Origin of the sequence: Microbacterium sp. LMI13-1-1.1 (assembly GCF_040815625.1) — a bacterium.
In the GTDB taxonomy this organism is placed as follows: Bacteria; Actinomycetota; Actinomycetes; order Actinomycetales; family Microbacteriaceae; genus Microbacterium; species Microbacterium forte.
The window spans coordinates 512,178-530,010 of the sequence record NZ_JBFPNL010000001.1; the positions used below are offsets into that span (position 1 = coordinate 512,178).

The 17,833-nt window shown below is 68.1% G+C and carries 17 protein-coding genes and 1 tRNA gene; 12 read left to right on the forward strand and 6 right to left on the reverse strand.

Features of this window, described 5'->3' with window-relative positions:
- Nucleotides 1-46: 46 nt before the first annotated feature.
- On the reverse strand, nt 47-982 hold the full coding sequence (locus tag MRBLMI13_RS02435) for a hypothetical protein (protein WP_367820725.1): 936 nt from the start codon (nt 980-982) through the stop codon (nt 47-49).
- A 76-nt stretch (nt 983-1,058) separates the two neighbouring features.
- On the opposite strand from MRBLMI13_RS02435, the gene MRBLMI13_RS02440 reads away from it, so the two are divergent.
- The 3 genes from MRBLMI13_RS02440 (at nt 1,059) to serA (ending at nt 3,652) form a co-directional block, all read left to right on the forward strand.
- The gene (locus MRBLMI13_RS02440) at nt 1,059-1,583 is read left to right on the forward strand and encodes a hypothetical protein (RefSeq protein WP_367820723.1); all 525 of its coding nucleotides are present in this window, start codon (nt 1,059-1,061) and stop codon (nt 1,581-1,583) included.
- Nucleotides 1,580-1,933, forward strand: coding sequence for a hypothetical protein (locus tag MRBLMI13_RS02445; protein WP_042541735.1), 354 nt, complete (start codon nt 1,580-1,582; stop codon nt 1,931-1,933). The genes MRBLMI13_RS02440 and MRBLMI13_RS02445 overlap by 4 nt, the downstream gene beginning before the upstream one ends.
- A gap of 114 nt (nt 1,934-2,047) precedes the next feature.
- The gene (gene serA / locus MRBLMI13_RS02450) at nt 2,048-3,652 is read left to right on the forward strand and encodes a phosphoglycerate dehydrogenase (protein WP_367820721.1); all 1,605 of its coding nucleotides are present in this window, start codon (nt 2,048-2,050) and stop codon (nt 3,650-3,652) included.
- 69 nt (nt 3,653-3,721) lie between these two features.
- Here serA and MRBLMI13_RS02455 read toward each other — a convergent pair whose 3' ends face one another.
- Complete coding sequence (locus MRBLMI13_RS02455; protein ID WP_309688042.1) at nt 3,722-4,267, reverse strand: TetR/AcrR family transcriptional regulator; 546 nt, start codon at nt 4,265-4,267, stop codon at nt 3,722-3,724.
- 112 nt (nt 4,268-4,379) lie between these two features.
- Here MRBLMI13_RS02455 and MRBLMI13_RS02460 point away from each other — a divergent pair, with 112 nt between their 5' ends.
- From MRBLMI13_RS02460 to MRBLMI13_RS02485, 6 genes are all read left to right on the forward strand, one after another.
- Nucleotides 4,380-5,915, forward strand: a complete 1,536-nt coding sequence (locus MRBLMI13_RS02460; protein WP_367820719.1) for an MFS transporter — start codon at nt 4,380-4,382, stop codon at nt 5,913-5,915.
- Between the two features lie 75 nt (nt 5,916-5,990).
- Complete coding sequence (locus tag MRBLMI13_RS02465; protein ID WP_367820717.1) at nt 5,991-7,034, forward strand: 3-isopropylmalate dehydrogenase; 1,044 nt, start codon at nt 5,991-5,993, stop codon at nt 7,032-7,034.
- 61 nt (nt 7,035-7,095) lie between these two features.
- Nucleotides 7,096-8,196 carry a branched-chain amino acid aminotransferase gene (locus MRBLMI13_RS02470; RefSeq protein ID WP_042542135.1) on the forward strand — a complete coding sequence of 367 codons (1,101 nt, stop codon included), beginning with the start codon at nt 7,096-7,098 and terminating at the stop codon, nt 8,194-8,196.
- 83 nt (nt 8,197-8,279) lie between these two features.
- Nucleotides 8,280-9,056: a fumarylacetoacetate hydrolase family protein gene (locus MRBLMI13_RS02475; RefSeq protein ID WP_309688055.1), complete on the forward strand. Its 777-nt coding sequence runs from the start codon at nt 8,280-8,282 to the stop codon at nt 9,054-9,056.
- On the forward strand, nt 9,053-10,312 hold the full coding sequence (locus MRBLMI13_RS02480; protein WP_367820714.1) for an MFS transporter: 1,260 nt from the start codon (nt 9,053-9,055) through the stop codon (nt 10,310-10,312). Before MRBLMI13_RS02475 ends, MRBLMI13_RS02480 begins: the two co-directional genes overlap by 4 nt.
- A complete protein-coding gene (locus tag MRBLMI13_RS02485) occupies nt 10,309-11,073 on the forward strand; it encodes a class I SAM-dependent methyltransferase (protein WP_367820712.1) in 765 nt (254 codons plus the stop codon). Before MRBLMI13_RS02480 ends, MRBLMI13_RS02485 begins: the two co-directional genes overlap by 4 nt.
- A gap of 89 nt (nt 11,074-11,162) precedes the next feature.
- On the opposite strand, the gene MRBLMI13_RS02490 is transcribed toward MRBLMI13_RS02485, so the two are convergent.
- Nucleotides 11,163-12,407 carry an acyl-CoA dehydrogenase family protein gene (locus MRBLMI13_RS02490; protein WP_367820710.1) on the reverse strand — a complete coding sequence of 415 codons (1,245 nt, stop codon included), beginning with the start codon at nt 12,405-12,407 and terminating at the stop codon, nt 11,163-11,165.
- Nucleotides 12,408-12,579: 172 nt separating this feature from the next.
- On the opposite strand from MRBLMI13_RS02490, the gene gltX reads away from it, so the two are divergent.
- Complete coding sequence (gltX, locus tag MRBLMI13_RS02495) at nt 12,580-14,085, forward strand: glutamate--tRNA ligase (protein ID WP_367820708.1); 1,506 nt, start codon at nt 12,580-12,582, stop codon at nt 14,083-14,085.
- 169 nt (nt 14,086-14,254) lie between these two features.
- Nucleotides 14,255-14,326, forward strand: a tRNA-Gln gene (locus MRBLMI13_RS02500).
- Nucleotides 14,327-14,379: 53 nt separating this feature from the next.
- On the opposite strand, the gene MRBLMI13_RS02505 is transcribed toward MRBLMI13_RS02500, so the two are convergent.
- Nucleotides 14,380-15,237 carry a hypothetical protein gene (locus MRBLMI13_RS02505; protein ID WP_367820706.1) on the reverse strand — a complete coding sequence of 286 codons (858 nt, stop codon included), beginning with the start codon at nt 15,235-15,237 and terminating at the stop codon, nt 14,380-14,382.
- 210 nt (nt 15,238-15,447) lie between these two features.
- Here MRBLMI13_RS02505 and MRBLMI13_RS02510 point away from each other — a divergent pair, with 210 nt between their 5' ends.
- Nucleotides 15,448-16,407, forward strand: a complete 960-nt coding sequence (locus MRBLMI13_RS02510) for a DNA topoisomerase IB (protein ID WP_042541726.1) — start codon at nt 15,448-15,450, stop codon at nt 16,405-16,407.
- Between the two features lie 6 nt (nt 16,408-16,413).
- Here the strand turns inward: MRBLMI13_RS02510 and MRBLMI13_RS02515 are convergent, their stop codons facing one another.
- Both MRBLMI13_RS02515 and MRBLMI13_RS02520 read right to left on the reverse strand, forming a co-directional pair.
- Nucleotides 16,414-17,271, reverse strand: a complete 858-nt coding sequence (locus MRBLMI13_RS02515) for a 3-hydroxyacyl-CoA dehydrogenase (protein ID WP_367820704.1) — start codon at nt 17,269-17,271, stop codon at nt 16,414-16,416.
- 36 nt (nt 17,272-17,307) lie between these two features.
- Entirely contained in the window at nt 17,308-17,754 is a 447-nt protein-coding gene (locus MRBLMI13_RS02520; protein WP_079112713.1) for a MarR family winged helix-turn-helix transcriptional regulator, read from the reverse strand.
- Nucleotides 17,755-17,833: the final 79 nt, after the last annotated feature.

A 17,833-nucleotide genomic window follows, 5' to 3' on the forward strand; every position in this document is an offset into this window, starting at 1 on the left:
GGCCCGGTGCGATCCGCACCGGGCCCTTCGTTCGTGCCGAGGGAGATCACTCCGCGGCGGGAGCATCCTCCACCACAGCGGGAGCGTCGTCACCGTTCGCCCACACCGGTGCGGGCAGCACGGTATCGACCTGGCCGCCCTGGATCTCACGCAGTGCCGCCTCGATGTCGTCCGCGTTGAGCGGCACGGCGAGCCCGCAGGCGCGAAGCTCGGACGCGAACTTCAGCGTGAGGCGGGATTTGCCTGCCTCCACGGCTTCTGCCGTGGTGCCGATGCGCTTCTCGCTGCCCGTCTGGATGTCCGACACGTCTTCGCAGACGTGGTAGACCGCGCCGCCGTCGACCCACACGACCTCGTCCTTGCCGAGGAGCTGGATCACGGCCGACTGGTCGGCGGTGTACTTCTCGACGGAGGGCGGGTTGAAGTCCACTCCGATCACCGTGGCGAGCAGAGCGAGGACCACTCCGACGATCCCGGCGGTGGTCTTCTGGCCCTTGCTCATGTCCTTGTTGAGGAAGATGAGGATCACCAGGGGCAGGAACGCGACGATCGCGATGATCGCGCCGAGCTGGTTCTGCACGAAGAAGCGCACAGTCTCGGACCTGCGGGCGGGATCGAGACGGTTCGCCTTCTTCCACAGGATCGAACCGGTGATGGCAAGGGCTGCGATCACCACGAGCAGCACGAGGAGGGTGACGAACGCCCACTGCGGGAACACCACGGTGACGCCGCGGTCTTCGAGCAGGCCGGTGTCCGGATCGCGGACGAGCGCTCCGTCCTCGCCGACGTACTCGCGCTGGCGCAGGAGCCAGAAGATCGAGACGCCCTCGCCGATGATCGCGAGCGCCCACAGCACGGCGGCGATCCAGCGGAACATGGTGGCCTTGGACTTGGCTGCGGCCGTCGGCTTCCACCCGGCCGCGGGTTCGTCGACGGAACCGCCAGAGGGGCTCTGGTCGGCGCTCTTGTTCTGCTCGGCCACGATCTTCCTTCCGGAAAGGGCCCCGGTGGCCCAGATGCCCCCGAGCATAGTGGACGACGTGTCCTACGCTGAGGACATGACTTACGATTCCGACGACGCCCTGACCTGGGACGGTGACGACGGCGTCGCGCCGAAGACGCCCGCACCGAAGGGCTCTGACAGAGAGGCGTCCGTGCCTCATGGCGACGCCTCCGACGACGCAGCCCTGCCGGACGGGTGGAACGCCGTCGGCCGGGGCAGCGAGGCCGTCGGGCACGTCGATGCCGACGGCACGGTCACGATGCCCGATGAGCAGGAACCGGCGCATCTGAGCACGGCGATGCTCCTGACACTCGGGATCGTCGGCGGCGTCTATCTGCTGTACAGCATCGGCTGGGTCGTCGGCGGCCTTCGGCTCAAGCCGCTCGCCAATCTGATCGTGGCCGATGCCATGTACGTGCCGTGGTTCGTGCTCGCGGTGGCGGCACCCGCTCTGTGGTTCCTCGCGGTGTGGGTGCTCACCCGGGCCAAGGCGGCCTGGATCCGCATCGGGCTGCTCCTGCTCGGAGTGGTTCTTCTCGTGCCATGGCCCTTCGTGACGGTGGGGGTGATCGGATCATGACCGGGACGCAGTCGGCTTCTCCCGCAGCCTCAGGTTCTCCTCGGTGGCTGAGCGCGGTCGTTCTCGGCCTCGCAGGTCTCTTCTACGCCTACGCCATCTGGAATGCCGTCGCGCATGTGATCTCGATGGCGCAGAACGGCCTCACGGGGATCGGATGGGTGACGCTGCTCTTCGGCGTCGTCTTCCCCGCCATCGTGTTCGTCTTCGCGTATGCGATCGGACGACGCCGTCGCGCCGGCGAGCTCGCGCTGGTGCTGCTGGCCGGCCTCGGCATCGTGGCGGTGTTCTGGTTGAGCCTGATCGGATACAGCATCCTCAACATGTCGGATCTCGTGACGGCCGTGGTCTGATCCACGGCGTCACACGGCACGGAGCAGCAGGAGCGCTCGGGTACAGTTGAGGTGATCGCGCCCCCATGGTGTGCGGCGCATCGGCCCCCTGTCGCGCTGCCCCGAAGGATCCCTGTGCCGAAGCCCGTCGTGCTCATCGCCGAAGTTCTCTCTCCCGCCACGATCGAGGCCCTCGGCCCCGACTTCGACGTCCGCAACGTCGACGGCACTGACCGCGAGGCGCTCTTCGCCTCGCTCGCAGAGGCCGATGCGGTGCTGATCCGCTCGGCGACGCACATCGACGAAGAGGCGCTGACGCACGCGCCGAAGCTGAAGGTCGTCGCCCGCGCGGGCGTCGGACTCGACAACGTCGACATCAAGGCGGCCACCGCGGCCGGCGTCATGGTCGTCAACGCTCCGACGTCGAACATCATCTCGGCCGCCGAGCTCACGGTCGGACACATCCTCAGCCTCGCCCGTCGCATCCCCGCGGCCCATGCCTCCCTCGCCGCCGGCCAGTGGAAGCGCAGCTCGTTCACGGGCGCGGAACTCTTCGAGAAGACCGTCGGCATCGTCGGCCTCGGTCGCATCGGCGCTCTCGTCGCCGCCCGCCTCGCCGCGTTCGACATGCGCGTCGTCGCGTACGATCCCTACGTCACCTCGGCTCGTGCGCAGCAGCTCGGTGTGCAGCTCCTCTCGCTCGACGAGCTCGTCGCCGAGGCCGACTTCCTCACGATCCACATGCCCAAGACGCCCGAGACGACCGGCATGATCGGCGCCGAGCAGTTCAAGGCCATGAAGCCGACCGCCTTCGTCGTGAACGTCGCCCGCGGTGGCCTCATCGATGAGGAAGCGCTTCACGCCGCGCTCGTCGCCGGCGAGATCGCCGGTGCAGGACTCGACGTCTTCACCTCCGAGCCGCCCGCCGAGGGCGGAACCGCTCGTCCGCTGCTCGACCTCCCCAACGTCGTCGTGACCCCGCACCTCGGTGCCAGCACCGAGGAGGCGCAGGAGAAGGCCGGTGTCTCGGTCGCGCGCTCCGTGCGCCTCGCGCTCGGCGGCGACCTCGTCCCCGACGCGGTCAACGTCGCCGGGGGAGTCATCGACCCCTACGTGCGCCCCGGAATCTCGCTCGTCGAAAAGCTCGGTCAGATCTTCGCCGCCCTCGCGACGTCGCCTCTCACGAGCCTCGACGTCGAGGTCCACGGCGAGCTGAACGACTACGACGTCAGCGTGCTGAAGCTCGCGGCGCTCAAGGGCGTCTTCACGAACATCGTCAGCGAGACGGTCTCGTACGTCAACGCGCCGCTGCTCGCCGACCAGCGGGGCATCGCGGTTCGCCTTCTCAAGGACGACGTGAGCGACGAGTACCGCAATGTCATCACTCTGAGCGGCGCTCTCTCCGACGGCTCGCAGCTCTCGGTGTCGGGCACCCTCACCGGTCCGAAGCAGGCAGAGAAGCTGGTCGCCATCAACGACCACGCGCTCGAGCTGCCGATCGAGAAGCACCACGTCGTGATGCTCTACACCGACCGCCCCGGCATCGTCGCGGTCTACGGCCAGAAGTTCGGCGAGGCAGGCATCAACATCGCCGGCATGCAGATCTCGCGGCTCGGCGCCGGTGACCAGGCGCTCAGCGTGCTGACGCTGGACTCGCCGGTGTCCGACGACCTGCTCGAGGACCTGCGCACCGAGATCGACGCCGACCTGTTCCGTCAGATCGAGATCACCGACATCTGATCCAGACGCACGAAGAGAGCGGGAGGGGCGGCCGAGCGGCCGTCCCTCCCGCTCTGTCTCTCGCGCGTCTCAGGGAGCCGTCGTGCGGAGCACGAGGGCGATCAGATCGTCGAGCTCGGCGCGATGGGGGACGAGGTGCTCTTCGCCGTTCACGTCGAGTGAGTTGTTGAAGTAGAGCCCGTCGCTGAGCAGCATCACGAGGTTGAGGCTCGCCCGATCGCGCACGTGCGGACGGATCATGTCCTCCCAGCGGCGCCGCACTGTGCGCAGCGCCTCGCCCGCCGGCAGAGAGCCGCCCTGTGCCAGACGCGATGCGGCGATGAGCGCGCGATCCAAGGCGTCGTCCTCCATGACGGACGTGCGCACGTAGTACGCCACCGGGCCCTCGTCTGCCGCGGCCATGCGCTCGAGGTCTGCCGTGGTGAGTGCGTCGAGACGATCGAGGAGTCCCGCAGCCAGGTCCTCTTTCGAACCGAAATGGTAGAGCAGCCCGCCCTTCGAGACGCCGGCGGCTTTCGCCGTCGCGTCGAGCGTCGCCGCTCGCTCGCCGTCATTGATGACGATCGACTCGAACGCGTCGAGCACGCGCTCGCGGGCCAGGGGAGGTCGGGGCATCGGGGTTCCTCTGTTCGTCTCTCATCACCGTAACGCCGACAGATGACGATTCTGTTACTATACCAGCTGGACGGTTTAGTTACGATGCCGTCGTGATCCTGAGAGGTGTTCCATGACCCGTACTGCGTCGATCCCGACGACAGAGACGGATGCTCCCCGCGTCGGAGCCCGTGGCTGGGCGGCGCTCGTCGTCCTCATGCTGCCGGTGCTCCTGGTGTCGGTGGACAACACGGTGCTGAGCTTCGCGCTCCCCGAGATATCCATCGCGCTCGCGCCCACCGGGGCGGAGCAGCTGTGGATCATCGACGTGTACCCGCTCGTGCTCGCGGGACTCCTGGTGACCATGGGAACCCTCGGCGACCGCTTCGGACGTCGCCGGATGCTGCTGATCGGCGCGTCCGGCTTCGCGGCCGTGTCGGCTCTCGCCGCCTTCGCCCCGACCGCCGGTCTGCTGATCGCCGCACGCGCGCTGCTCGGCTTGTTCGGCGCGATGCTCATGCCGTCGACGCTGTCGCTCCTGCGTTCGATCTTCCAGAACCGCGATCAGCGTCGCCTCGCGATCGCGGTGTGGGCGTCGGCCTTCTCCGCAGGTTCGGCGCTCGGTCCGATCGTGGGCGGGTTCCTGCTCGAGCACTTCGACTGGGGCTCGGTGTTCCTGATCGCCGTCCCCGTGCTCATCCCGCTGCTGATCGCGGCGCCGCTGCTCGTGCCCGAGAGTCGCGATCCGAATCCGGGACGCATCGACATCGTCAGCATCGTGCTCTCGATGGCCGCGATGATCCCCGTCGTCTATGCGATCAAGTCGCTCGCCGTCGACGGGCCGAGTCTCACCGCCGGAGCCTGGGCGCTGCTCGGCGTCGCCATGGGCTATCTCTTCGTGCGTCGCCAGCTCACCGCTGAAGTGCCCATGCTCGACATGGGCCTCTTCCGCCGGGGCTCGTTCTCGGGGGCGATCCTGGTCAACCTCCTCAGCGTGGTCGCGCTCGTGGGGTTCCTCTACTTCGTCTCGCAGCACCTGCAGCTCGTGCTCGGCCTCTCGCCGATGATGGCGGGCGCGGCACTCGTGCCCGGCATGCTCGCGATGATCGTGGCCGGACTCTCCGTGGTGCCGATCTCCCGCAGGGTGCCACCCCACATCCTGGTGCCGGTGGGACTCGTCTTCTCGGTCGCCGGCTATCTGCTCGTGGCGTTCACGACGTCCGATCACGGCATCGCGCCCCTCGTCATCGCGTTCGTGGTGCTCGGGATCGGCATCGGCGGTGCCGAGACGATCTCGAACGAGCTCATCCTCTCGAGCGCGCCGGCTGAGAAGGCCGGAGCCGCGAGCGCAGTGTCCGAGACGGCGTACGAACTCGGTGCGGTGCTCGGCACGGCAGTGCTCGGTGGCCTCATCACCGCGTTCTATCGGGGCGCGCTCGTGGTCCCGGAGGGCATCCCTGCCGAGGCCGCGCATGCGGCGACCGAGACCCTCGCGGGCGCCTACACCGCCGCGCAGGAGCTTCCCGAGCAGCTCGGAGACGCGCTGTGGGACGCGGCATCCGCGGCATTCGGCTCGGGCGTCATGGTCACCTCGCTGATCGGCGCAGGGCTGGTCGTTCTCGCCGGAGTGATCGCGGCCGTCACACTGCGCAAGGCCCCCGCGCACTGACCAGTACGCTGGGAGAACCGGCCCGCTCGGCATCCGCCCGAGCGCTGGCCGGTTCATCCCGATGCAAGGAGTGTCATGTCGCGTGTCGTGAAGCTGGCCGTCATCCCCGGTGACGGAATCGGCCCAGAGGTCGTCGCCGAGGCGGAGAAGGTCCTTGATGCGGTCACCGCCTCCAGCGGAGTGACGTTCGGCAAGACCCGCTTCTCGCTCGGCGCCGCTCGTTTCCTCGAGACCGGCGACACGCTGACGGACGACGACCTGCAGGCGATCGCGGCTCACGACGCGATCCTGCTGGGTGCCGTCGGCGGCACGCCGGGCGACCCCCGGCTCAAGGATGCGAACATCGAGCGCGGGCTGCTCCTGAAGCTGCGTTTCACGCTCGACCACTACGTGAACCTGCGCCCGTCGAAGCTGTTCGCGGGTGCTCCGGGACCGCTCGCGAATCCGGGCGCCATCGACTTCGTCGTCGTGCGTGAGGGCACCGAGGGTCCGTACGTCGGCAACGGGGGCGCGATCCGCAAGGGCACCCCTCAGGAGGTCGCCAACGAGACCTCGGTGAACACGGCGTTCGGCGTCGAGCGCGTCGTGAGGTACGCCTTCGACCTCGCCGAGCGGCGCGGCAAGAAGGTCACACTCGTTCACAAGACCAACGTGCTCGTGCACGCCGGTGCCATCTGGCAGCGTGTCGTGAACGAGGTCGCTGCGGAGCATCCCCAGGTGACGGTCGACTACCTGCACGTCGACGCAGCGACGATCTTCCTCGTGACCGACCCCGCGCGCTTCGACGTGATCGTCACCGACAACCTGTTCGGCGACATCCTCACCGACCTCGCCGGCGCGGTCACCGGAGGCATCGGACTGGCCGCCTCGGGCAACATCAACCCCGATGGCGCGTTCCCGTCGATGTTCGAGCCGGTCCACGGATCCGCCCCCGACATCGCCGGCCAGCAGAAGGCCGACCCCACGGCGGCGATCCTCTCGGTGGCGCTGCTGCTCGACCACCTCGGGCTCGGCGCGGAGGCCGCTCGCGTGAGTGCCGCCGTGGAGTCCGACATCGCGTCCCGCACGGGGGCGCGCAGCACGGCGGAGATCGGCTCCGCGATCACTGCTCTGCTCTGAACGACAGGCGTAGGCTGAGACGGGCGCGAGGATGCGCGCCACACGAGGAATGGATGACGAGATGACGACCATCGATGCCGAGACCACCGTGGCTCCACTGGAGTTCGCTGTGACCAAGAACCTGGCCGCCGCGACGGCCGGCCGTGTCGCCGAGGTTCATGAGAACCCCGGCTTCGGCGTGGTCTTCACCGATCACATGGTCGACATCTGCTGGTCGGCGAAGGGCGGATGGCACCGCCCGCGCGTGCAGCCGTACGGACCGATCCCGCTCGACCCCGCCGCCTCCGTGCTGCACTATGCGCAGGAGATCTTCGAGGGCATCAAGGCCTACCGTCACGCAGACGGGTCGATCCACACCTTCCGCCCTGACCGCAACGCCGCACGACTCCAGGCCAGCGCCCGTCGCCTCGCGCTGCCGGAGCTGCCCACCGAGTACTTCATCCAGTCGCTTCGCGAGATCATCGCGGTCGACGGGCGGTGGGTGCCGTCCGGCGCCGACCAGAGCCTCTACCTGCGCCCGTTCATGTTCGCCAAAGAGGCGTTCCTCGGTGTCCGAGCCGCGCAGAAGGTCGCCTACTACGTGATCGCAAGCCCGGCCGGCGCATATTTCAGCGGCGGCGTGAAGCCCGTGCGCATCTGGCTCTCCGAGGACTACGCACGCGCCGGCAAGGGGGGCACGGGCAAGGCCAAGACGGGCGGCAACTACGCGTCGAGCCTGCTCGCACAGAGCGAGGCCTCGTCGAAGGGATGCGACCAGGTCGTGTTCCTCGATGAGCAGCGCAACGTCGAGGAGCTCGGCGGGATGAACGTCGTGTTCGTGTTCAAGGACGGCCGCGTCGTCACGCCCGAGTCCGACAGCATCCTCGAGGGGATCACGCGCGACTCGCTGCTCCAGCTCGCCGAGGATCGCGGCTACACGGTCGAGAAGCGGCCGATCTCGATCGACGAGTGGCGCGAGGGCGTGGCTTCCGGCGACATCGTCGAGGTGTTCGCCTGCGGCACGGCCGCAGTCGTGACGCCGATCGGCGCACTCGTCGGCGAAGGCTTCGATGAGCCGCAGCCGCTCGGCGAACTCGCGCTGTCGCTCCGCGAAGAACTCACCGACATCCAGTACGGCCGCCGCGAAGACAAGCACGGCTGGCTCCTGCGCCTCGACGCCTGATCTTCGCAGGAACTCCCCGAGACCCCGCTGCGCGACCTGTGCAGCGGGGTCTCGTCGTCCGGCGCTCTGGATAGGCTGGTGGCATGAAGATCGCCCGATTCAGCCATGACGACGCCATCCTCTTCGGGATCGTCGACGACACCGACCTGGTCGTCCTCGCGGGCGATCCGCTCTTCGCCGGGTACGAACCCACCGGAGACCGAGTCCCGATCGCGGACGCGGTGATCCTGGCGCCGGTCATCCCTCGATCCAAGATCGTGTGCGTCGGCAAGAACTACCACGACCACGCCGCTGAGATGGGGGGAGTCGCCCCCGAGGAGCCGCTGCTGTTCCTCAAGCCCAACACCGCCGTCATCGGCCCGGGCGACGCGATCGTGCGCCCGTCGATCTCAGAGCAGACCGAATACGAGGGCGAGCTGGCCGTCGTGATCGGACGGGTCGCGAAGAACGTGAAGGCGGCGGATGCCCTCGACCACGTGCTCGGCTACACGATCGCCAACGATGTCACGGCGCGCGACCTTCAGCGCAAGGACGGCCAGTGGGCTCGGGCCAAGGGCTTCGACACGTTCTGCCCTCTCGGTCCGACCATCAGCACGGAGTTCGATCCGTCGGTGGCGACGATCGAGACCCGGGTCAACGGCGAGGTCCGTCAGAAGGCGCCTCTGACCGACATGATCCACTCCGTCGAGGCGATCATCGAGCATGCATCCGAGGCCTTCACCCTGCTGCCGGGTGACGTCATCCTGACCGGCACGCCGGCTGGTGTGGGGGAGTTCGTCGCCGGCGACACCGTCGAGGTCGAGATCACCGGTCTGGGTATTCTGCGCAACACCGTGCGCGACGCCGTGCGCCCATCATGACCGTGGTCGCCCTGACGGCGGCTCAGCAGGCAGCGGTCCAGCGGAGAACCGTGCTGGTTCTCTCGTCTGGCCAGGTGCTCGGCGGCATCGCGTTCGGGGCGACCGTGTCGCTCGGCGCGCTGCTCGCCGCCGACATCTCCGGCAGCGACGCCTTGTCGGGACTCGCGACCGCATCGGTCACGCTGGGCGCCGCAGTGTGCGCGATCCCTCTCGCTCGCCTCGCCGCCAGGGTGGGGCGTCGCCGTGCACTGACGCTCGGCAATCTGTTCGCGCTCGTGGGGATCGCCGTCGTGATCCTCGCGGCGTCGCTGCGGGTGTTCCCGCTGCTGCTGGTCGGCATCCTCATGATCGGCGCCGGGAACGCGGGCAATCTGCAGTCGCGATTCGCCGCCACCGACCTCGCCGCGCCGCAGCACCGAGGGCGGGACCTCTCGATCGTCGTGTGGGCGACCACCATCGGCGGGGTCGCGGGCCCTCTGCTGCTCGGACCGGGTGAGATCGTGGGCGCCGCGATCGGCATGCCGCCTCAGACCGGTTCCTACGTCTTCTCGTTCGTCGCTCAATGCGCGGCTCTCATCCTGTATCTCGTGGCGCTGCGGCCAGATCCTCTTCTGGCCGCGCAGAGGCTCGCGTCAGCCGCTGCTGCGGGGGCTACAGGCAAGGCGTTCGCCGACAGGCCGGTGGTTGCTCGCTACGCGATGTTCGCAGTCGCCGGTTCGCACGTCGTGATGGCGTCCGTCATGGCGATGACTCCTGTGCATCTCGCGCACATGGCGCACGGCGCGCACGGAATGGCGCCCACACCGGCCGATGTCTCGGCTCTCGTCGGCATCACGATCGCCCTGCACGTCGGCGGCATGTATGCGCTGTCGCCGCTCTTCGGCATCCTCGCCGACCGGTGGGGGCGGCTGCGTGTGGTCCTGCTGGGGCAGGTGCTCCTCGGGGCGGCCCTGGCGTTCGCCGTGTTCGCGAATGATCGGGAGTGGGGCGTGATCGTGGCTCTGATCCTGTTGGGGCTCGGATGGAGCGCGGCGACCGTCGCGGGGGCCGCGCTGCTGACCGAGTCGAGCGCCCCCGAGATCCGCACACGCAGGCAGGGTCGCAGCGACTCGCTCATGAGCCTCTCGGCAGCTGCCGGCGCGGTGCTCGCGGGCGTGGTGCTCTCGAACTTCGACTATGCCGGACTGGGCATCGCCGCGTCTGTCATCGTCGTCGCCATCGTCGCGCTCTCTCCTCTCGGGCGTCCGAGGCGATGAAGGACTGGGCGGGCACGGGGCGGGCATACGCCGATTCCTATGCCTCGCTGTGCGTCGGCACGGCGGGGACTCTGCTCGGGCGGCTCGGAGACCCTGCGGGTCGCTCGCTGCTCGATGTCGGTTCCGGAACCGGTCTCCTCACGGCCGCGTTCACGGATGCCGGGTGGGATGCGACAGGGTGCGAGCCCGAGCCGACGATGCGGGAGGTCGCGCTGCGGCAGCACCCGGCGATGCGGGTGCGCGACGGAGCGCTGCCGTCGCTGCCGTTCGAGGACGCGGAGTTCGATGCGGTCGTGGCGAACTTCGTGTTGAACCACGTCGCCGACCCCCGCGCATCGGCCGGAGAGCTTCTCCGCGTCTCTGCAGGCCGCGTGGCGGCCACGATCTGGACGAACTCGCCGACCTGGCTCTGGCGAGAGGTGTGCGAGCGCGCGGCGCTCGTCCCGACCGAGGGCGAGCGGCTTCCGCCGGAGAAGGACTTCGAGCGGACCGTCGACGGCTTCGCGAGGATGCTCGACGATGCGGGCTGGATGCGCCCGCGGGTGTCGGAGATCACCTGGACGTGGTCGGCGGATGCGACTGCGCTGTGGGTGTCAGCCGAAGGAGGCGTCGGGGGAGCGGGCCAGTTCTACCGAGCCCTCGACGACACCGGTCGGCGCTCGTTCCGTGCTGCCTTCGAGTCGGTGTGCGCCGATCGATCGATCGCCGGCCGCCTGCCGCTGGTGCATTCTGCCGCGGTTGCCGTGGCGTCGCGCGGCTGAGGCCGCCCGCGGCCGGAGTGCCCCGCGGTCGCTCGGTGCCGCGACCGCCTGTGTCGGCGCGGCACCGAGGACCACCTGCATCGCGGCGATCAGGTGTACCAGGTCGGCTCAGGCACCTCGTTGCGCAGCACGTAGTCGCCGACCTCCCGCTTCTTGTACGCGATCGGGTCGTGCAGACTGTGCGTGCGCAGGTTGCGCCAGAAGATGTCGAGGCCGACAGAGTTGGCCGACGCTCTGGCACCGGTGAGCTCGTAGATCTTCGTGGTGACCTCCAGGCCGTCGTCGACGATGCGCAGCTTCCCCGCTGCGATGCGCACGGCGATCTCGCCGCGTCGGCGTGCAGTGAGGTCTTCTCGGGGAGCATGCAGCACCGCGCTGATCTCGGAGCCCACGGCATCCACCAGTGCCTCATCCGCCCACAGCTTCGAGGCCAGTTCGCCGTAACCCTCGAGCAGGTACCACTCGTCCGTCGCGTGCTGCTTGTCGTCGCCGCCGTACGGCCAGGCTCGAGTGGTCGATCGGGTGTAAGCGGATGCCGTCTCGAGTGCACCCTGTGCGATGCCGAGGTAGAAGTTCGCGAACACGAGCTGGATGGTCGGCACGTTCAGCGTGTTGTAGGTCAGAGGCTGGAAAACCCGGTCGACGAAACCGGCTGCCGCTGCCCAGGGGACGCGCACGTCGCGGATCTCGACGGACCCTGATTCGGTGAGCCGCTGGCCCAGGTTGTCCCAGTCGTTCCCGAAGACGATTCCCTCCTGCGCCGTGGGCACGATCGCGAAGATGTGCGTCTCGGTGCCTTCGAGGACGCCTTCGAGGACCGTCAGGTCCGAGATCCGACCACCGGTGGAGAAGGACTTCCGGCCGGAGAACACGAGGTCGTCGCCGTCTTCGCGGATCACCAGATCGGAGTCGCGCGGGTTCACCGCGCCGCCGAAGACGTAGTCGTTCGCGGTGTACAGCTCCTCGATCGCGGCGATCTGCTCGTCGGTTCCGACGAGGCGCGCCGCCCATGCCCAGAGGTAGTGGTACCCGAGGACCTGCCCGATCGAGCCGTCGCCGCAGGCCACCGCTCTGATCACCCGGTACGCGGTCTCCCAGCTCTCGCCCGCGCCGCCATGGGCGCGCGGGCCGAGCAGAGTGACCAGACCCGAGTCCTTGAGCAGCTGCACCTCTGCACGAGGCGTCGCGTTCGCGCGGTCCCTCTCGACGGCATCCACCGCGAGGATGTCGGCAACCTCTTCGGCGCGCTCGATCCATTCGCGGCTGGTCTGAGGTCTCGGTGCGCTCAGCCAGCGATCGCCGAGGCCTGTCGTCACTGCATCCGTGATTGTCACGTCGTCACCCTTCCGATTGGTCGATGCGGCAACGATAGGAGCGCGACGAGGTCGCATGCCGGTTGTTACCCACGGTGAGTGACTGTTACCCACGGTGACCCCTCTCGCCGGCCCCGATCGTGGGCGGATCGGGGAGGTCGAGACGCCGCCCGGCAACTAGAATCGAGGGGATATGGCTACCCCGCACCCCCTCACCACGACCGCCAGTGGCGCCGACGTCCGCGTCCGCTTCTGCCCCTCTCCGACCGGACTGCCGCACGTCGGCATGGTCCGCACGGCCCTGTTCAACTGGGCGTACGCCCGCCACAACGGCGGCAAGATGGTGTTCCGCATCGAGGACACCGACGCCGCCCGAGACAGCGAGGAGAGCTTCCGGCAGCTGGTCGACGCTCTGACCTGGCTGAAGATCGACTGGGATGAGGGTGTCGAGGTCGGTGGACCCCACGCTCCCTACCGTCAGTCCGAGCGCCACGACATCTACCGCGGCGTGATCGACAAGCTCCTCGCATCCGGCGCTCTGTATGAGAGCTTCTCGACCGCGGAGGAGATCGACGCTCGCAACGAGGCCGCCGGACGAGCGAAGCAGCTCGGGTACGACAACCATGACCGCGACCTCACGGCGGAGCAGAAGGACGCCTTCCGGGCCGAAGGGCGTCAGCCCGCCCTCCGCCTGCGCGTGCCGGACGAGGACCTCACCTACGTCGACCTGATCCGGGGCGAGGTGACATTCCCCGCAGGATCCTTCCCGGACTTCGTGGTGGTGCGTCCGAACGGCATCCCGCTGTACACCTTCGTGAACCCGGTCGACGACGCGCTGATGGGCATCACGCACGTCCTGCGCGGCGAAGACCTGATGCCCTCGACGGCTCGCCAGCTGGCGCTCTACGCGGCGCTCATCGATGCGGAGGTCACCACCTTCGTGCCCCGCTTCGCCCACATGCCTCTGGTGCTCGGCGAGACCGGCAACAAGAAGCTCTCCAAGCGCGACCCGCAGGCCGATCTGTTCCTGCATCGGGATCGCGGTTTCATCCACGAGGGACTGCTGAACTACCTCGCGCTCCTCGGCTGGTCGATCGGTCACGACCGCGACGTGTTCTCGCTCGAGGAGTTCACCGAGGCGTTCGACATCGTCGACGTGAATCCGAACCCGGCACGCTTCGACCAGAAGAAGGCCGAGTCGATCAACGGCGACCACATCCGCAAGCTCGACGAGAAGGACTTCGCCGAGAGGACGATCCCGTACCTCGCTGCCGCCGGCCTCTTCGATGAGCCGACGCACGAGCAGCTCGTGCTCGCCTTCCGCGTCGCACCGCTCGTGCAGGAGCGCGTGCAGTTGCTCGGCGATGTGCCCGGCATGGTGGGGTTCCTGTTCACCGACGACGTCTCGTATGATGCCGACGCGCTCAAGGGGCTGCCCGCGAACGCCGCCGAGGTCCTCGACGCCTGCGCCGTCGCCCTCGAGCCGGTGACCGAGTTCACTCCAGAGAAGATCCAGGAGGCTCTCGCGGAGGCGCTCGTCGAGAAGCTCGAGCTCAAGCCCCGCATCGCCTACGGCCCTCCGCGCGTCGCGATCACCGGTCGTCGGATCTCGCCGCCGCTGTTCGAGTCCATGGAGCTCCTGGGCAAGGACGAGTCACTGCGGCGCCTCCGGTCGCTGTCGGCGTTCCTCGCGAACTGACGAGGCAGGCGGGCGGGGGAGCATCGCTTCGATGAGCTCCTGCCCGCTGCCGAGGTCACGCACCCGCAGCGATCGTCGGGCGACGCGCCCGGACGGACCGAGGCGTTTTGGCATTAGGGCCACGGCTCGGGTAAGCTTGACTCTCGGTGCGAGACTCCGGTTTCGCCCTTGGGGTATGGTGTAATTGGCAACACGGCGGTTTCTGGTTCCGTTGTTCTTGGTTCGAGTCCAGGTACCCCAGCAAGACAAAAACCCCCGCTCAGGCGGGGGTTTTGTCGTTTCCGGTCCAGTGTCTCACTCGCACTCTCCGATGAATCCGAGGTAGCACACCACCTCGTGGGTGACGGCGGGCTCGTAGTCGTCGTTCGAGACCTGGCGGGTGTCGATCTCAGGCGTCTGATGCAGGCTCCCGTAGCTGCCGAGCGTCGCGACGTAATAGCCCTCGCCGTCCTGCGCCTTCATCTCGTCTATCGCGGAGCTGTACTCGGTGCACAGAAGGGCCGCGGTCTCGGTGAGCTCGACGTCGACGCAGGCGGCCGTATAGGTCGCGACCATCAGGTTCGTGCAGTCGGTCCAATCCTGGTTCACCGAGCACGGGTTGACGTCGTCCATCGTGACGTCGACGCGACCGGTCTCGTACTCCTCGCTGCGGAAGGTCTCGGGCTGCTCAGGAACATCGGTCTTGGTCCAATGGCGTGCTGTGGCGAAGGCGAAGATCACGACGATGGCGGCGATCACCAGCAGGGCGCCGAGGATCGACAGAGTCACCCACAGTCCGACCCTCTTCTTCTTGCCGGGTCGGCCGCCGGGAACGGGCGCGTATCCAGGATAGGCGGGAGAACCGACGGAGACGTCGCCCTGCGCGGGGTAGCCGGGAGCCGCGGTGTAGGCGGGCGGCGGCGCGTCGTAGGCGGGCGCCGGCGCATCGAATGCGGGTGGGGGTGCGTCGTAGGCGGGCGGCGGTGCATCGAACGCGGGGCCCGTTGGTGGCGGGGGAGTCGTCGGCTGGGTCGAGAGCCAGTACGCGTACCAGCTCTGAGCGGAGGCCGGATCATCGGCGACCTGCTGCGCTTCGAGGTCGGTGAGCTGCACCCCCAGGCCGGCCCGCAGATCTGCACTGGTCAGGGATGTGCGGAATTCCTCGAAAGACATGGCCATAGTGAAGAGGATGGCAGACCTCGGTGTGCCCCGACAATCGGGTCCCTGGGCAGAGGCCGCACCCTCCCGGCACCGCCTGAAGGAGCCGGCGTCGCCTAGCAGGTCGCCCGTGCGTCGCGCCATGCCCTTCACGCCTCGCTCTTCGTCGGCCATCGTGAGCGGGAAACACCCGATGCCCGACGAGGCATGACCGAGAGGACGAGAATGGCGCTCACGAGAGTCGTTCCGGGCGAGACACCAGGAATCCGCCGGGTGCGATCCGGGTCCGGGTTCCGATACGTCGACGCGGGCAACACCCCCGTCGTCGAGGCCGACAGGGAGCGCATCCGCGACCTCGCGATACCCCCGGCATGGAAGGACGTGTGGATCGCCGCCGATCCGCTCGCTCATATCCAGGCGGTCGGCACCGACGATGCGGGACGACGTCAGTACCTCTACCACCCGCTCTGGCGCACGGGGAGGGATCAGCGCAAGTTCGCGCGGGCGCTCAAGCTCGCTGCGGCGCTGCCTGCGGCCAGGGCCAAGGTCACGCGCGCCATAGGCGAGCCGGGTCTGACACGAGAGCGAGCACTCGCGGTCTCCTTCCGGCTCCTCGATGACGCCGCGCTGCGCATCGGCTCCGAGCGCTACCTCGTGAAGCACGGCAGTCGGGGGCTGAGCACCCTCCGGCGACGGGACGTACGCATCGACGGCAGCGACGTGTCCCTGAGCTTCCCCGCGAAGAGCAAGCAGCTCGCCGCGATCGAGATCTCCGACGCCGCCCTCGCCGAGGCGCTGTCGGAGTTCGCCGTCGGCTCGCCGCGGGCCCCGCTGCTCGCGTACCGCAAGGGTCGCCGCCGCGTGCGACTCACGTCGACCGAGGTCAATGACTATCTCCGGCAGGTGGCCGGGGCGTCGTTCACTGCGAAGGACTTCCGCACGCTGCACGGCACGATCCTCGCAGCTGACGCCCTCGCGCGGATCGGCCGACTCGAGACGAAGAACGAGCGGCGGCGTGCCGAGCGCCTCGCCGTGCAGGCGACGGCGTCAGCGCTCGGCAACACCCTCGCGGTGGCCAGGGGGAGCTACATCGATCCGCGCGTGTTCCGGCTCTACGCGCGCGGTCGCACTCTCGATCTCACGGTGTCGCCCGAGACGGCGATCCGCAAGCTCCTCGGGCGCTGAGGGGATTCAGCTCTCTCGCGGGTAGGTGTAGAAGCCCTCTCCCGTGGCCACGCCCAGCTTGCCCTTGTCGATGTACTGCTCCTTGAGCAGTTCGGCGAAGCGCTGCTGCTTCTCGCCTCCCATGCGGGAGATGTTGTATGCCGTGGTCAGTCCGACGATGTCGTAGATCTCGAACGGGCCGGCCGGGGAGCCCGTGCCGATCCGCCACGTCGCATCGATCGCCTCGGGCTCGGCGATCCCGTCGACGAGCAGCTCGGCTCCGGCCTGGAGGAAGGGCACGAGCAGCGAGTTCAGCAGGTATCCGGCCTTCTCCTTCTTGATCTGGATCGGGACCATGCCGATCCGGGTGGCGAATTCCACCACGGCGTCGTAGACCGCCGGGTCGGTGGCCGGTGTGCCCATGACCTCCGCGGTGTTGTGCGACCAGATCTCGTTCGCGAAGTGCAGGGCGAGGAAACGGTCGGGGCGCCCCGTGGACTCCGCGAGCGCGCTGGGGAGCAGAGTCGACGAGTTCGTCGCGAAGATGGTCGTCGCCGGCGCGGCGTCGGCGAGAGTCCCGTAGATGCCCTGCTTGAGCTCGAGGTTCTCCGGCACGGCCTCGATGATGAGGTCGGCAGAGGTTGCGGCTTCCGCAAGGTCGGACGTGAGCCGGATGCGGCCGATCGCCGCCTGGGCGGCGCCGTCTGCGGCGTTCTCGACACCGTCGGCGACGTAACGCTCGGCGAGACCCTCGAACCGCTCGGCCGCGCGGTCGAGCGCAGGCTGATCGATGTCGTAGGCGACGACGTCGAAACCGTGGAAGGCGGTCTGGAACGCGATCTGCGATCCGAGCACGCCAGTGCCGAGAACAGTGATGTTCTTCATTTTCTCTTCTTCCTCTGATGGCCTTGTGGGCCGTGGTCAAGCGGGTTCGTGGCCTCTGTCGAAACGCCGGAGGTCGTGCGCGAAGCGATGCACCTCGGCATCCGTCCACTGAGCGAGATGCACGTCGATCACGCCCTGCAGCGATCGCAGCGTGTTGCGGAAGGCTTCTTCGCCCTCGGCGGTCAGCTCGAGCGGACGGCCGCGCCCGGAGACCGACGGCGTCTCCTGCACGAGGCCGAGAGAGACGAGCGTCGAGAGCTGACGCGACACGGTCGATCGGTTGAGGCGGAACATGCGTGCGATGTCCGTCGAACGGATCCCCGGCTCGTCGGCGATCGCCATGACGATGGACTGATCGGTGATCGACAGCCTCGGTTCTTCCGCGCGTGCGTCGATGAGACCTCGACGCGTGATGGCGACAAGGGAACGAAGCACGTCGGCGCTGTCGCCGCGACGTCCGCCGGAGTCCTCCTGTTGTTGCATAATGCAACTCTACGCCGTTCTGTTGCGTGATGCAACGCAAGGGGTCCGCCTCTGAGCACGCCAGATGGAAGGATGGAGG